Below are 15,909 nucleotides of genomic sequence, written 5' to 3'. Positions count from 1 at the left end.
GAAAAGCCGTATTTATTCAGTTAGATACGGCTTTTCAACAAAACTAACTACTTTTTCGTTTCTAGTATAAACACATAAATTTACATATTAACCAAATACTAGCACATGTATTTTATTGAAAAACAAGAGTACGACAAGTACACTGAAGAAGACCATCAGGTATGGAGGACCTTATTTTTAAGGCAAATGAAAATTCTACCTACGCTTGCAGAGAAGGATTTCTTAATTGGTATTGAGTCTATTGGTTTCAATGAAGAAAAAATTCCTTCTTTCGAATTATTAGATGAAAAATTACTATCTATTACAGGATGGAGTATTGCTCCAGTTGTAGGATTGATTCCTAATAAAGAATTTTTTGAACTTCTAAAAGCTAAGAAATTTCCTTCTTCAACATGGTTCCGAAAATTATCTGAATTAGATTACTTAGAAGAACCAGATATGTTTCATGATATTTTTGGACACGTCCCTCTTTTAACAAATAAGTTCTTTTGTCAATATTTAGAAAAAATGAGCGTTATTGCTTTAAAATATATTGATAATGAGCATATTGTTGAATTAATATCTCGATTATATTGGTATACAGTAGAGTTCGGTTTAATTGAAACTCAAGAAGGATTAAGAATTTACGGAGCAGGAATTTTATCTTCAAAAGGAGAAAGTGAGTACAGTCTTTTCTCTGATATTCCTAAGCGACACAAATTTAGTGTATTAGAGATATTACAAACACCTTATATCAAAGACAAATTCCAAGAACAATATTGGGTCATAAATTCATATGAAGAATTATATGATAGTTTAGATGAATTAGATCAATTATTATTAAAAGTAACTGAGAAAAATATTATTATTCAATAAAGCTAAAGTGTTCATATAAATTCGACATGAAAACTTTTTCAAAGAGTAAATCACTATTTTGATCATATAGAAAAGTGCTTCTTTGAACTATTCCTATCGGATAAAGAAAAGCGTTAAGTTGTTTAATAACTCTCGCTTTTGAATCTGATAGAATAGGGAAAGGGAAGCTCTTTTTCTTTAAAGCTTTTTTTATATCCCCTTCCTTTTGATGTACTAACACGTAACAATGATTACAATATTTAGAAATCTCTGAGAAATTTTCTTTCAGTAATTTTAAATGTTGCTCATCTAATTTTTGATCTACTGTAGGTAATATGACTATTAGACAACCTGATAATTGTAAACGGTAAACAATACTGTTGTAATCTCTTAATTCAAAAGTGTTTTCCATAGATATGAAAAAAGGACGTATAGTTTAACATATACGTCCTTTAAAAAGGTATTTCTTTTTTATTATTTCAAGATGTTATGTCCCATCTTATCTCTTTTTGTCTCCAAATACTTTTTATTGTATTGGTTTGGTGTGATTTCTATGGCAATATTATCAACGATTTCTAGACCATATCCAATTAAACCTGCTCTTTTCTTAGGATTATTAGAGATTAATTTCATTTTACTAACACCTAATTTTCTTAAAATTTGAGCACCTACACCATAATCACGTTGATCAGATTTGAAACCTAAAGCTTTGTTTGCTTCTACAGTATCCATGCCTTCTTCTTGTAATTTATAGGCCTTAAGTTTATTTACTAAACCAATACCGCGTCCTTCTTGATTCATATAAAGAATTACTCCTCGTCCTTCTTTTTCGATCATTTCCATTGCAGCATGTAATTGTGGGCCACAATCACAACGACAAGAACCAAAAATATCACCTGTTACACAAGAGGAGTGAACCCTAGCCATTACAGGCTCATCACCAGTGATGTCACCTTTAATTAGGGCTAAATGTAATTCACCTGATTGTGTATGACGGAATGCTTTTAAATTGAAATGACCAAATTCTGTTGGCATATCCACTCCAATTTCCTCTTCAACAAGAGATTCTTCTAATTTTAATCTATACTGAATTAAATCTTCAATACTGATTAATTTCAAATTATGTTTTGCAGCAACTTTTACAAGGTCTGGAAGGCGAGCCATTGACCCATCATCATTCATAATTTCAACAAGCACTCCACATGGTTCCAAACCTGCAAGTCTAGCTAAATCAATTGTTGCTTCTGTGTGTCCTGTTCTTCTTAGAACACCATTTCTTTTTGCCTTTAGAGGGAAAATATGTCCAGGTTTTCCTAAGATTGCGGGGTCCACGTTAGGATCTGCTAAAGCTTGAACTGTTTTTGAACGGTCACTTGCTGAAATACCTGTTGTACATCCATGGCCAATTAAATCTACTGAAACAGTAAAAGGTGTTTCAAATGCTGCAGTATTTTTACCTACCATTAATTCAAGACCTAATTCTTCACAACGGTCTTCAACTAATGCGCAACAGATCAAACCTCTACCTTCTTTTGACATGAAGTTAATAATCTCAGGTGTTACTTTTTCAGCAGCACAGATAAAGTCTCCTTCGTTTTCTCTATCTTCATCATCTACTACGATTACTATTTCGCCATTTTTTATTGCCTCAATAGCGTCCTCGATAGTATCTAATTTAAATTGTTCTGACATTTTATATATGGATGTGTGACTGAACCTTTATGTTTATTATACAAAGTTAGTAGAATTTGAATTATAAACTATAAAAGAACGGTTATTCATTTATTTAATAAAACTAGTTAGGACTAAACTAATAACAAGTATTACTCCTCCCATGATGTATAACATCATCATGTTAGTTTGTAACCATTTTTCTTCTTTATTTTTGCTGAATTGATACAGTTGAGTACCAGCAAAAACAAAGATGACAATACTAATAAAAAGTGTTGTTTTATGGTTTATATCACCTCGAGGTATTCGATGAATATTTTGGTAAATAAGTTCACCTATTCCAAAGCCGAATAAGGCACCTAAACCCATGAATCTTTTTAACATAAAACTGATAGAATGAAAAACGGAAACATAACTCAATATGCTTCCGTTTTTTCTTATATATTATTAGTTGCTATACAACAACGTTTACAATACGCTTAGGAACAAAGATAAACTTCTTTATTGGTTTACCATCTACCCATTTTTGAACTACTTCATTTGCAAATACAGCTTCTTTTGCTTCTTCTTGAGAAATATCAATTGGAAGATCAAGTTTCACTCTCATTTTACCGTTAATAGAAACTGGATAAGTATGAGATGCTTCTACTAATAATGAAGGATCAAATTCAGGGAATGAAGCTAAAATAATTGAATCTTCATGACCTAATGCTTCATGCCATAATTCTTCTGCAATATGTGGTGCAAAAGGAGATAAGATAATTAAGAATTGCTCTAAAACTTCTTTTTTATGACATTTTGCAGAAGCAAGTTCATTGACACATACCATAAAGGCAGGAACAGTAGTGTTCAAGCTTAATGATTCCATATCTTCACCTGCTTTTTTGATTGTCTTATGAAGGATTTTTAATTCTTCAGGTGTAGCTTTTTCATCTGTAACGATTGATTGTCCTTGATCATTGTAGAATAATCTCCACATTTTTCTTAAGAACTTCCATACACCATCAATACCTTGCATAGACCATGGCTTAGATTGTTCTATAGGTCCTAAGAACATTTCATATAAACGAAGTGTATCTGCACCATATTTCTCAATCACTACATCAGGGTTAACAACGTTGTATTTAGATTTTGACATCTTTTCTACAACATGCCCACACATGTATCTACCATCTTCTAGAATAAATTCAGCATCAGCATAATCTTTACGCCATTGCTTGAATTTCTCAGTATCTAATTCGTCATTATTCACGATGTTTACATCAACATATAACGGTTGAACGTCATAGTCTTTCTTTAAACCGTGAGAAACGAACTGGTTTGTTCCTTTTACTCTGTAAACAAAGTTTGACCTACCTTGGATCATTCCTTGGTTTACAATTCTTTGGAATGGCTCTTCATGACCAATGAATCCCATGTCATACAAGAACATATTCCAAAAACGAGAATATAATAAGTGACCTGTAGCATGCTCAGTACCACCTACATACAAATCTACTTGATTCCAATACTCAACAGCTTCTTTACTTACAAATGCCTCTTTGTTTTGAGGATCCATATAGCGTAAGAAATACCAAGATGAACCAGCCCAACCAGGCATAGTAGTTAATTCATAACCAAATTGACCATCGTATTTCCAGTCTTTTGCATTTCCTAGAGGAGGATCACCTTCTGGAGTAGGCAGGTAGTTTTCAACTTCAGGTAAGTTTAATGGAAGTTGATTATCAGGAACTAATTGAGGAGTATCGTTTTCATCAAAATATACTGGCACTGGTTCACCCCAATAACGTTGACGAGAGAATACTGCATCTCTAATTCTGAAATTCACTTTAGCCTTACCTTGACCTACTGAAACTAATTTATCAATAGCTACTTTGATTGCTTCATCAGATTCTAAACCATTTAAGAATCCAGAATTAATCATTTTACCTTTCTTTACCTCAGTTGGGTCCTCAAGATCTTCTGTTCCTTCAATTACTCGAATAATTGGTAAATCGAAGTGATTTGCAAAACGGAAGTCTCTATCATCAGAAGAAGGAACTGCCATTACAACACCAGTACCATATCCTGCTAATACATAATCAGCAATCCATAAAGGTACTTTTTCACCTGATAATGGATTAATTACATATGAACCAGTAAATACTCCTGAAACCGTTTTCACGTCAGATTGACGATCTCTCTCAGATCTATTTTTAGCTGCTTCGACATAAGCTTCAACTGCTTCTTTTTGTTCGGAAGTAGTCAAAGAAGGAATTAATTCATGCTCTGGTGCTAAAACAACATATGTAACACCAAAAACAGTATCCACACGAGTAGTGAATGCAGTAAGAGAAATGTCACTATCAGATACTTTAAAATCAAGCTCACAACCAATTGATTTACCAATCCAGTTACGTTGCATTTCTTTTAAAGCATCCGACCAATCTAATGTATCTAAATTACCCAATAAACGATCTGCATATGTAGTGATACGCATCATCCATTGTTTCATTTTCTTTCTTTCAACTGGATGTCCACCTCTTTCAGATACACCATCTTTCACTTCATCATTAGCCAAAACAGTACCTAATGCAGGACACCAGTTTACCATAGCTTCAGATAAGAAAGTCAATCTGTATTGTAATAGGATAGTTGCCTTCTCATTTTCAGAAAAAGCATTCCACTCAGCTGCAGTGAAAGATGTTGCATTATCATCACATTCCACATTGATTCCTTCAGAACCATTTGCTTCAAAATGCTTGATTAATTCAGCAATATCTTTTGCTTTATTTTCGTCTTTATCGTAGTAAGCATTGAATAATTGTTGGAAAATCCATTGTGTCCAACGATAATATTCAGGAGAAGAAGTTTGTACTTCACGACTCCAATCGAAACTAAAACCAATCTTGTTCATTTGAGATTTGAACGTACTGATATTTTGTTCAGTCGTAATTGCAGGATGTTGTCCTGTTTCAATGGCATATTGCTCAGCAGGAAGACCAAATGAATCAAATCCCATTGGGTGTAGTACATTATATCCCTTTAATCTCTTATATCTTGAAACGATATCTGAGGCAATGTATCCCATTGGGTGACCTACGTGAAGTCCTGCTCCAGACGGGTAAGGGAACATATCTAATGTATAATACTTTGGCTTATCCTTATCAATATCCACTTTATAGATATTATTGTCCTGCCAGAACTTTTGCCATTTAGGCTCAAATGAATTATGGTTATATTCAGACATACTTATATATGTATTCTAAAAATTAATTGCTTTTTTATGACTTTTTAGAATTCAAAAAATCAAGCAAAGATATAAATAAATCTATTTTAAAATACTTATAAGTGCAGGGAATCAGAATATTTTTAAAATACTAAAAAAAATAAATGTCAATAATGATTGAATTTTAATGAGTTTTTACCTTTTATTTTCTATTAAATGAAGTTTTTAATTGAGATCTTATTTCCATTAAATACTATAGAATCGTCTTTTTTCTTGCCAAGAAAGTGCTTTCCAATAGGAGATTGAGCACTAATAATAAAATAGGGTTTATTTTCGAATTTAACTTGACCTAAGCTGATTGATAAGTAATATAATCCAAGGTTTGTTGCTATTAATGAACCAGGTGTTATAGTTTCAGTAGTTGAATCATTTAACTCTTCAATTACTTTCAAAAGTTGTAGATTTTGAGCTTGTTGATTACCCATTTTCTCTTTTTCAAGGTGCATCATTGCTCTTGCTGTATCATGTTTATCGCCAGCAGTACTTCGGGTTTCTGCATTAGCGGATTCTTGAGCACTGTTCATCGCATCTTCCAGGGCTTTAATTTTATCAACAACGATTGATTTACAATGAGCCTTCAAAGCTTTTTTTAATTCAAGAGTTAATTCTGCCATATATATAAAAAGAAAAGAGGAAGATTATTCTTCCTCATTATTTCATTAGTTTACAAATTCAGACTTCAAAATAGTGATTTCATTTCCGACTTTCAAATCATACGTTTCATATTTCTGTTGGTATAATTCTTTTACATAAAGAACATCTTTCCAAGTTACCGCTTCTTCAGGTTTCTGAAGTGCTTTAAACAATTTTCTAGTTAGTTGAAAATACCCATCTCCATATTCTACTGTAAGAATGATAGATACAACTGTGTAATTTTTTGATGCTACCGGCTTTTCTGCTGCGAATGTGTTTACTGAGAAAAGGAGAGTAGCTGTAAAGAATAAGATCAAAAGATTTTTCATAATAATTAAAGTAGTTGTTTTGTTTATCTTTATTGTATTACAAATATAATATAAACTTCACCAAAAGAGCAAGAAAAAAACCAATAAATATTAATTTATTTTATTGATATACAATTAGTTATAAATAATAAATAAAATTTTTTATTTAACATAACATTAATTATATCGGATTATTAAAACTATAATAGATGATATAATTCTTTTCTTTGTAAGATTGTTATTAACTAAAAAGTCTAAAACTTATATAGACTTTAGACTGAAAAGTTATCCATGACTATAATATATTTTAATACTTATTTCTTAACATAACTGACAATTAAAATATTGGACACCATAAATGTAGAACAGAAATTAATTGACCCAACCTAATAATCTTTCCATTACTTTTTGCATCATTATATATTCATAATTCTCATTTGTTTCTTTTTGAGAACTAAGTGTAAGAATTTTACAGATATGTTTAGTGTCATTGGATAAATGGTCACCAATGCAAATAATCCCAATATTTGTTTCCTTACAAAAAATTTCTGCTTTAAAAATGTATTCTTCATTCATTGGAATAGCTAAATAGAAAAAATCACAATAAGTACTTTTATTCATTATTTTAATTCTATTCTTTTTAAAATCATCTAGCTCAGTAATAATTTCAGAACCTATAAATAAAGGTCTCTTTTTATATTTATTTTCTGGTTTTGCTAATGTTAGTATATCGATTTCTTTATTTGGTCTTTGTATTTCAAAAGAAACTAAATGTTCATGATTCTTACAGAAGTCCACATTTAAAGTTCTTGCAATCCATTGTTCAGAACGTAATGCATTAAGAATATTTGCTCTTGCTAGATTTTCAGAAGATAATTGATATTTTTCCATTATCTTCAAATCTTTCCAATAACTATCTACAGTATTTTGTTGAACATTCTCATTATTTACTGTATCCTTTAATTGGTAAGGAAGGACAAATTGTGTTTTATCTTTCTTTGTAGAAACATAATCAGGCTCTTCTTTTTTTCTACCACGTTCAGTCTTCCCTCCTTTTAATGGTCTATATATTTGCCATAATTCTCTAAGTTCATGACGCATATTTTCTCCTCTAATCATTTTCTCTTTTACATCTTCAACTATTTTTGATGGAGCAATTGTTCTTACCTTACTAAAAGTTTCTAATTGTTCAGGTGTAGTTTTTACAATGGACTCATCCAATTGATCTAAATGATGTAATTCTAATATTTCTAAGTATAGTTTTGCTCCTGACCTAGCACGCCATAATGTTGATATATTAATTCTATTTTTTGATGCTAAACCTTTTACATACTCCGTAAATGATCTTGATCTAAGTTTATATAATTGTTGGGACTCAATTTGATCTAAAAGTTTTGCAACACGAAGCCAGTTTCTTCTATCCTTCTGAATTAATATTTCAAATTCAAGCTCTATTTGTTCTAATTTATTTAAATTCATAGTTGCAAGTTGCAACTAATATTTATTATTAACAACATATTTAAGTGTATAATATAGGTATTAATCTTCTAAATCGATGTTAAAACCAAAGTATAGACTTATATTTGATATATATCATTATATAATATACTGTTGAGAAAAATATTTTTAATCATTGGACTATTTTTTTTGAGTTCAGTGACCCCCGCTCAAGATATTCTGTCTTTATATGCTACTAAAGGTGAAGATGCTCAGATTAGAAGTCAAGAACTTTTTGATCGTTATAATGATCCTTTAGTAACAAGTTATACATGGGCAATTAGCTTAGGATGGAATCATTCAGCTAGACCTCATAGACCAATAGGTTTTGATTTTACTTTCGGTTCTGCTATTGTTTTTATTCCTCAAAACAAATTATCATTTACTGTAGAAGATATTTCAGGAGTCAGAATAGTAAGTGGTGATGAAAATCTCCCTACATTTTTTGGTACTGAAGTAACTGAAACAGTAATTGGTGTTAAAAATGATGATGGCACTGAAGCAATTATACCTGCAACAAGAGGTGTAGATATTCCCGTAGCACCTATGCCCTACATAAAGTTTGGGATGGGTTTATTAAAGAATACAGAAGTAATGGGTAGAGTATTTCCTAAGGTAGAATACAATGGAATTATCTTACAAATGTGGGGTGCTGGTATTAAACATAATTTAATTCAATGGTTTTTCGATGAAAAATCTCCAATTGACTTAAGTATTTTTGGAGGTTATACTCAGGTGGATGGCACCTACCCTCTTGATCAGAGTCAGGTAGCTCCAGTTGTGACCCCTGGAAATTTAGAATTTACAACTAAAGGTGGTGATTTTGAATTAATACTTTCTAAAACTCTCCCGCTATTGACAATATATGCTAATACAGGGTTTGTTTATAGTAAAAATATTTCAACATTAGTTGGAGATTACCGACTTTTACAAAACAATGAAGAAAGTCTTAATATCCCTGAAGATGGGATTGTTGATGAAACCGAGCTAAAAACTTGGAAGTTTGGGGGTGGTTTAATGCTTAAATTTGGCCTTGTTTTCATAAATGGTGATTATACTTTTTCAAAATATCATCAAATTAATGTTGGAATGGGCCTTACTTTAAAATAAACTTCTCAAATTATGTTAAAAATGCTTAAATGCTTATATTAGATAGTAAGTTTTAAGACATTAAAACCGATTTTTGTGTTTGTCTTAAAGATGGGCTATTCTATTTTGTATTTATACAGAAGATAAAAATGGTTTCATCGATGACTATTAGATTGTAATTAGAATAATGTTTCAAGCATTAAAATAAGACTATATCGTGGATTTATTTGAAAAACTTCTTCAAGACAGAGGACCATTAGGAAACCATTCCAAAATGGCACATGGATATTACGCATTCCCAAAACTTGAAGGAGAAATTGCTCCTCGTATGACTTTCAGAGGAAAGGAAGTACTAACATGGAGTTTAAACAATTACCTTGGTTTAGCTAATCATCCAGAAATTAGAAAAGTTGATGCTGAGGCAGCAGCTGAGTATGGTTTAGCTTACCCAATGGGTGCACGTATGATGTCTGGTAACTCAAACTTAATTGAAGAGTTTGAATCAGAGCTAAGCTCATTCGTAGGTAAAGAAGATACAATGGTATTAAACTTTGGATACCAAGGTATTATGTCTGTTATCGACGCGTTATTAGATAGAAAAGATGTTGTAGTATATGATTCTGAGTGTCATGCATGTATCATCGATGGATTGAGAATGCATGTTGGTAAACGTTTCGTTTTCCCTCACAATGATATCGAAAACTGTGAAAAGCAATTACAAAGAGCTTCTAAATTAGTTGAAGAAACTGGTGGTGCTATCCTATTAATTACTGAAGGTGTATTCGGTATGTTAGGTGACCAAGGTAAGCTTAAAGAAATTGCAGACCTTAAAGATAAATATCAGTTCCGTATGTTAGTAGATGATGCTCACGGTTTTGGTACTTTAGGTAAAACAGGTGCTGGTGCTGGTGAAGAGCAAGGATGTCAAGATAAAATTGACATTTACTTCTCTACTTTCGCTAAGTCAATGGCTTCAGTTGGTGCATTCATTTCATCAGATGAGCAAGTAATTGAATACTTAAGATACAACACTAGATCTCAAATCTTTGCTAAGACATTACCAATGCCATTAGTAAAAGGTAACTTAAAAAGATTAGAGATGTTACGTACAATGCCAGAGTTAAAAGATAAACTTTGGGAAGTATCTTCAGCTTTACAAAAACAATTGAAAGAAAATGGTTTTGATATCGGTTTAACTGATACTCCTGTAACTCCAGTTTTCTTGCAAGGTGGTCAAAATGAAGCTGTTAATATGGTAATGGACTTAAGAGAAAACTTCAACATTTTCTGTTCTGTTGTTGTTTACCCTGTAGTTCCAAAAGGAGTTATCATGTTACGTCTAATCCCTACTTCTATGCACTCATTAGCAGATGTAGAAGAGACAATCTCAGCATTTAAAGCTGTAAAACATAAATTAGAATCTGGTGAGTATGCTAATGCAGAACCACAAATTATGAAATAATTTATATCAGATTTTAAGTAAAAATATGAAAGGATAAGATTTCAAAAAAATTGAAATTTTATCCTTTTTTTTATCTAAAAATATTATACTTTTTCAAAGGAATTGTATAAATTGCTATACACTTAATTTAATTATCGATAGAAATTAATTTTAATACAATGGACAAATTCACAGAACTAAAAGAGCTTATCCAGCAAACTGAAGAAGATGCACAAAAATTCTACAACAGCAAAGTTGCTGCTGCTGGTACTCGTGTAAGAAAGAACATGCAAGAAATTAAAAAACTTGCTCAAGACATCCGTTTAGAGATTCAAGAGATCAAAAACAACGGTTAGTCATAGTCTAACGCTGAAATAAAAAAAGGGTAGAATTAATAATTTAATTCTACCCTTTTTTTACATTCTATGTAATACTTCCACTGCTGCTCGTACCCTTTCGGTAAATGAAACTTGATCATATAACAGTTTCATTTCACAAGCATCTTCATCTTGATGCTCTCCTAAGCTTACTCTACAAGTAGCATGAGATTTCTCTGTAAATTGATCTAAAATTTTTGAAATTGAATAAGAAAATGAGAACAAATAATCAAAAGATTTATTGATAAAAACTTGTAGATCTCCTTGTACAATTTTATCATTCCAATCAATTTTTGAAATAGGAATTAATTTACAATTAAATGGAATTTCAAAATGTGTTTTTGAGAATTCTGAAATGAAAATTATTTCTAAATTTTTAACTGATTTTGGAAGAATCTTTTCAAGAATTTTAATCTCATTCAATGTGTTCTGAAGTTTAACTTGATCTTTCACATAGAACAAAAAGCCTACTGATGTAGCATCTCGTAAAGGCAAATCATTATTATGAATAACTTCAATGTGTGATTTATCCTTACCGAGTTTATATTTTAAAAGCTTGTTTTTTAATGAATTAATCATATTATTCTTCAAGTAATTGACTAAATTGTCCTTCAGTTAAGACAGTGATTCCTAAACTTTCTGCTTTTTTTAATTTGGATCCAGCCTTTTCGCCTGCAACAAGATAATCAATTTTTGCTGAAATAGAAGTACGAACTTTCCCTCCATTCGCTTTGATCATATCATGGATTTGATTTCTTGTTAAACTATGGAAAGTACCTGTACAGACAAATAATTTATCATCTAATGCTCCTTTATTGTCTTTTTCAATAACTTCAAATTGTAATCCATTTTCTTTTAATTGGTTTACAATTTCTAAATTTCCAGAGTCATTCCTAAACTCAACTATACTCTCAGCAATTCTACCACCTACCTCATATACATCTGCTATTTGTTCTTCAGTTGCAGAAAATAATGCATCTATATTTTTAAATACTTCACTTAATTTTTCAGCAATTGTACTACCAACATGACGAATTCCTAATGCGAATAATACTTTTTCATAAGGTATTTCTTTTGAAGCTTTTATTCCATTTAATAAATTATCAATTGATTTCTTCTTAAAGCGTTCCATCGTTGATAATTTTTCTTCATCTAAAGTATATAAATCAGCATAGTTATTTATTAATCCCTTACTGATTAATTGTTCAATTGTTTCCCCTCCCAAAGAATCAATATTCATTGCTTTTCTAGAAACAAAATGTTGAATTTTACCTTTTACTTGAGGTAGACAGCTTTTTGAATTTGGACAATAATGTTGAGCCTCACCTTCAATACGAATTAAGGGAGTATTACAAGCTGGGCAATTTTCAATAAAATGAACTTCAGGAGAATCATCTTCTCGCATCGTTTTATCTACTCCTGTAATTTTTGGAATGATCTCACCTCCTTTTTCAACATAAACAAAGTCACCTTCATGTAATTCCAACCTTGCAATTTCATTGGCATTATGTAATGAGGCTCTTTTTACAGTTGTTCCTGCTAACTGAACAGCTTGTAAATTTGCTACTGGTGTAATTGCTCCCGTCCTACCAACTTGATAAGTTATACTTTCAAGCTTTGTTTTTGCAGCTTCAGCTTTATATTTGTAAGCAATAGCCCAACGTGGACTTTTTGCAGTATTACCTAACTTTTTTCGTAAAATCTCTTGATCTACCTTAATAACAACTCCATCTGTTTCTAGAGGTAAATCAAATCTATCTTTATCCCACTTTGTGATAAATTTCCAGACTTCATCAATTGAAGTTGCTTTTTCAAAAGTATTTGGAATATTAAAACCCCATGATTGCAATGTTTTTAAGGCATCATAATGATTCTCAATAGATTCATAATCTCCTACTATACCATAGACATACATATCTAAGTTTCGTTCAGCAACCTTTTTAGGATCTTGTTGCTTTAGAGCACCAGCACAAGCGTTTCTTGGATTCGCCAACAAAGGCTGAAGTTTCTTTCCATCCTTCTCTCTCTGTTCATTTTCTTGAGCAATTACTTCATTATTTTTTTCAAATGATTCTTTACTCATAAATACTTCTCCTCTTACTTCAAGTTTCGCAGGATATTCACCTCTTAACTTTAAAGGGACCGTCTTTATTGTTTTCGCATTATTTGTTACTTCATCACCCTCTTCTCCATTTCCTCTTGTGACGGCTTTTACTAAAAGACCATTTTCATAAATTAAGCTTAAAGCTACGCCATCGTACTTCAATTCACATACGAGCTCTGGTTTTTCTCCTAATTCTTTTTCAACTCTCTTTTCAAAATCTAATAAATCTTCTTGATTATAAGTATTAGACAAAGAAAGCATTGGTACTTCATGCCTTATAGTAGGGAAATTCTTTGTAGGAGCTCCACCTACTCTTTGAGTTGGGGAATTGGGTAATAATAATGATGGATATTCTTTCTCTAATGATGATAATTTTGAAAGCATTTGATCAAATTCTAGATCTGAAACTTCTTGTACACCATCTATATAATATTTTGTATTTAAGTAATGTAATCTTTCTGATAGATTCTCTACTTCTTTCTTTGCACTCTCTAATGACATCGTTTTTCTATTTATTTAAGATGCTGTCTGATTCTTTCAGCTATCGCAGCTAATTCTTCTTGAGTAAGATTTAATTTATTTGAAAAGTTCATATCATGCATAGTACTTATTGGAATAAGATGCATATGTGCATGGGGAACTTCTAACCCAATAACTGCATGACCTACTCTATTACAAGGAAACTCTTTCTTAATAGCTTTTGAAATTTTCTTAGCTGTAACATACAATCCTGCTAATATTTCATCCTCAAGTTCAAACATATCATCTACTTCATGTTTTGGAATAACAAGTGTATGTCCTTTTTGAATTGGTGAAATATCTAAAAACGCATAATAATTATCGTCTTCGTAAATTTTATGAGAAGGAATTTCTCCTTTAACTATTTTAGAAAAAATACTTGACATTTTATTTTTTATTTTTTGGTTTAATCAATAAATATAACATCAAAAGTAATGATAAAATATACCCTATTGTACTAATCAATGGCATACCTAAAGTATTTCTTTGGAGGTACGTTAAGGGAGATAACATTACTATAGATGAAGAGATTAATAACCCAACAATGAGTAAAACTATATTAAGATTTGAACTTGATTCAGCCAATTGATTTGTAATTGGCTCTAATCCTTGATGATCTACATTGACCACCAATTTACCTGTTCTTGTTTTCTTTAAAATATATCTAACCTCCATCGGTAAGTTATAGATCAAAGATGATATTTGATGAAATGAATAATAGAAATCGGAACTTAAGTTCTTCAAAGAGAACTGTTCCTTTGCTAACTTTACTCCATAAGGTTCTATCTCAGGTAAAACTTCTAAACTTGGCCACAACACATTACATATACCTTCAAGAATAGCTAACGCTCTTAAGATCATAAAAATAGAACCTGAAACAGCTAATCGATGTTTATAGATAATTTCTTGTAACATACCCGTTATTTCAGCCATTGAAGTATCACTAGAACCATGAACAACAAATCGCTCTACTAACTCATTTAAATCTTGTTCTAATAAACGTAGATCTTCAGTATCTGACTCTTTTGCAATACGTCTTAAATGCATTGCCATTCCTCTAGCATCACCTTGTCCCATAGAGGTTAAAAAGTTAGCTAAACCGTATCTTTGGTATTTTGTCAAACGGCCAATCATACCAAAGTCAATTAGAATAATTTTACCATCTGGTCTAATCAATACATTACCAGGATGAGGATCTGCGTGAAAATAGCCTTGATTAAAAATTTGGTCTAGGTATAAATGCAATCCGTCTAAAGCAACTTGTTTAACATCAAGTCCCCAAGATTCTATTGTTCTTTTGTCAGTGATTTTACAACCACTAACATATTCCATGACCAATAATTTTTTGGTGGTATATTCTAAATAGGCATAAGGAATATGAAGCTTTTTATTTTCCTTATTGGCATTTCTAAATTGAACTATATTTTTTGCTTCAATAGTATAATCCAATTCATTAAGAATAGATTCCTCAAATGTCTCAATGATTTCATCTGGGTTTAGTATACCATATCTACCAAAAAAATGCTTTGTATGCTTTACAAATTCTCGCAATAAGCGTAAATCTGTTCGAATTTGTTCTCTAGCTCCTGGTCGTTGAATTTTTAAAACAACATCCTGACCCGTTTTCAAACGTGCTCTATGTACTTGACCAATACTTGCTGCTCCAAGTGGTTTATTATCAAAAAAAGAAACAAAATCGTTAAGGTTCATACCCGTTTCTTTTTCAATGATAGCCATTGCCTCTTCCTCATCAAATGGTGCAACACTATCTTGTAATTTTTGGAGCTCTTCTATAAGATCTTGTGGTAAAATATCAGGCCTATTACTTAAAGTTTGGGCAAACTTCACAAAAGTAGGTCCTAATTCTTCTATTACCATTCGTATACGTTCAGAACGACTAAATTGAAGAACTGGTCGATTGTTCCTTTTCCAATCATCAATTGGAACATATTTGTTCAATGACGTATTGGAAACAACATCTTCGAAACCATACTTCAATAAAATTTTTATAATCTCTTGAAGTCGTTGAAAATTTTTTACTTTGGTTGAAAAAAACATTAACTAAAAAATGTATACAAATCTTTTTTGATTTCTTCTAAATGATCCTTTTTACCCAATTCTTGAGTTAGTTTATTGATCAAAATAATATAAATCGAACTTTCATCAAC

15 protein-coding genes are annotated in these 15,909 nt (G+C 31.3%); 4 read left to right on the top strand and 11 right to left on the bottom strand.

Going from position 1 to position 15,909, the window contains the following annotated elements; genetic code table 11:
- The first annotated feature begins 105 nt into the window (after positions 1 to 105).
- On the top strand, positions 106 to 855 hold the full coding sequence (gene phhA, locus ACXAHM_RS08110; protein ID WP_474959919.1) for a phenylalanine 4-monooxygenase: 750 nt from the start codon (positions 106 to 108) through the stop codon (positions 853 to 855).
- Here phhA and ACXAHM_RS08105 read toward each other — a convergent pair.
- The 7 genes from ACXAHM_RS08105 to ACXAHM_RS08075 form a co-directional block, all read right to left on the bottom strand.
- Complete coding sequence (locus tag ACXAHM_RS08105) at positions 845 to 1,246, bottom strand: redoxin domain-containing protein (protein WP_474959918.1); 402 nt, start codon at positions 1,244 to 1,246, stop codon at positions 845 to 847. The genes phhA and ACXAHM_RS08105 overlap by 11 nt on opposite strands.
- 62 nt (positions 1,247 to 1,308) lie before the next feature.
- The gene (locus ACXAHM_RS08100) at positions 1,309 to 2,526 is read right to left on the bottom strand and encodes a bifunctional 3,4-dihydroxy-2-butanone-4-phosphate synthase/GTP cyclohydrolase II (protein ID WP_474959917.1); all 1,218 of its coding nucleotides are present in this window, start codon (positions 2,524 to 2,526) and stop codon (positions 1,309 to 1,311) included.
- A 90-nt stretch (positions 2,527 to 2,616) separates the two neighbouring features.
- On the bottom strand, positions 2,617 to 2,889 hold the full coding sequence (locus tag ACXAHM_RS08095; RefSeq protein ID WP_474959916.1) for a hypothetical protein: 273 nt from the start codon (positions 2,887 to 2,889) through the stop codon (positions 2,617 to 2,619).
- Between the two features lie 70 nt (positions 2,890 to 2,959).
- Complete coding sequence (gene leuS / locus ACXAHM_RS08090) at positions 2,960 to 5,734, bottom strand: leucine--tRNA ligase (protein ID WP_474959915.1); 2,775 nt, start codon at positions 5,732 to 5,734, stop codon at positions 2,960 to 2,962.
- Between the two features lie 191 nt (positions 5,735 to 5,925).
- Positions 5,926 to 6,387, bottom strand: a complete 462-nt coding sequence (locus tag ACXAHM_RS08085) for a hypothetical protein (protein WP_474959914.1) — start codon at positions 6,385 to 6,387, stop codon at positions 5,926 to 5,928.
- A gap of 45 nt (positions 6,388 to 6,432) precedes the next feature.
- The gene (locus tag ACXAHM_RS08080; RefSeq protein WP_474959913.1) at positions 6,433 to 6,735 is read right to left on the bottom strand and encodes a hypothetical protein; all 303 of its coding nucleotides are present in this window, start codon (positions 6,733 to 6,735) and stop codon (positions 6,433 to 6,435) included.
- Positions 6,736 to 7,086: 351 nt separating this feature from the next.
- Positions 7,087 to 8,193: a hypothetical protein gene (locus ACXAHM_RS08075; protein ID WP_474959912.1), complete on the bottom strand. Its 1,107-nt coding sequence runs from the start codon at positions 8,191 to 8,193 to the stop codon at positions 7,087 to 7,089.
- Positions 8,194 to 8,325: 132 nt separating this feature from the next.
- Here ACXAHM_RS08075 and ACXAHM_RS08070 point away from each other — a divergent pair, with 132 nt between their 5' ends.
- The 3 genes from ACXAHM_RS08070 to ACXAHM_RS08060 all read left to right on the top strand — a co-directional run bounded on the left by ACXAHM_RS08070 (position 8,326) and on the right by ACXAHM_RS08060 (position 11,097).
- Entirely contained in the window at positions 8,326 to 9,321 is a 996-nt protein-coding gene (locus tag ACXAHM_RS08070) for a DUF6588 family protein (RefSeq protein ID WP_474959911.1), read from the top strand.
- Between the two features lie 196 nt (positions 9,322 to 9,517).
- The gene (locus tag ACXAHM_RS08065; protein ID WP_474959910.1) at positions 9,518 to 10,762 is read left to right on the top strand and encodes an aminotransferase class I/II-fold pyridoxal phosphate-dependent enzyme; all 1,245 of its coding nucleotides are present in this window, start codon (positions 9,518 to 9,520) and stop codon (positions 10,760 to 10,762) included.
- 158 nt (positions 10,763 to 10,920) lie between these two features.
- Complete coding sequence (locus ACXAHM_RS08060) at positions 10,921 to 11,097, top strand: histone H1 (protein WP_474959909.1); 177 nt, start codon at positions 10,921 to 10,923, stop codon at positions 11,095 to 11,097.
- Positions 11,098 to 11,157: 60 nt separating this feature from the next.
- On the opposite strand, the gene ACXAHM_RS08055 is transcribed toward ACXAHM_RS08060, so the two are convergent.
- From ACXAHM_RS08055 to ACXAHM_RS08040, 4 genes are read right to left on the bottom strand one after another with little or no spacing between them, the layout of a single operon-like run.
- The gene (locus ACXAHM_RS08055; protein WP_474959908.1) at positions 11,158 to 11,697 is read right to left on the bottom strand and encodes a DUF6913 domain-containing protein; all 540 of its coding nucleotides are present in this window, start codon (positions 11,695 to 11,697) and stop codon (positions 11,158 to 11,160) included.
- 1 nt (position 11,698) lies between these two features.
- Entirely contained in the window at positions 11,699 to 13,723 is a 2,025-nt protein-coding gene (gene ligA, locus ACXAHM_RS08050; protein ID WP_474959907.1) for an NAD-dependent DNA ligase LigA, read from the bottom strand.
- 11 nt (positions 13,724 to 13,734) lie between these two features.
- The gene (locus tag ACXAHM_RS08045; protein ID WP_474959906.1) at positions 13,735 to 14,127 is read right to left on the bottom strand and encodes an HIT family protein; all 393 of its coding nucleotides are present in this window, start codon (positions 14,125 to 14,127) and stop codon (positions 13,735 to 13,737) included.
- Between the two features lies 1 nt (position 14,128).
- Positions 14,129 to 15,799 carry an ABC1 kinase family protein gene (locus ACXAHM_RS08040; RefSeq protein WP_474959905.1) on the bottom strand — a complete coding sequence of 557 codons (1,671 nt, stop codon included), beginning with the start codon at positions 15,797 to 15,799 and terminating at the stop codon, positions 14,129 to 14,131.
- Between the last annotated feature and the right edge of the window lie 110 nt (positions 15,800 to 15,909).

Source organism: Flammeovirga sp. AWQ4_249 (assembly GCF_056161045.1).
This window is presented reverse-complemented; position numbering and strand designations above follow the sequence as displayed.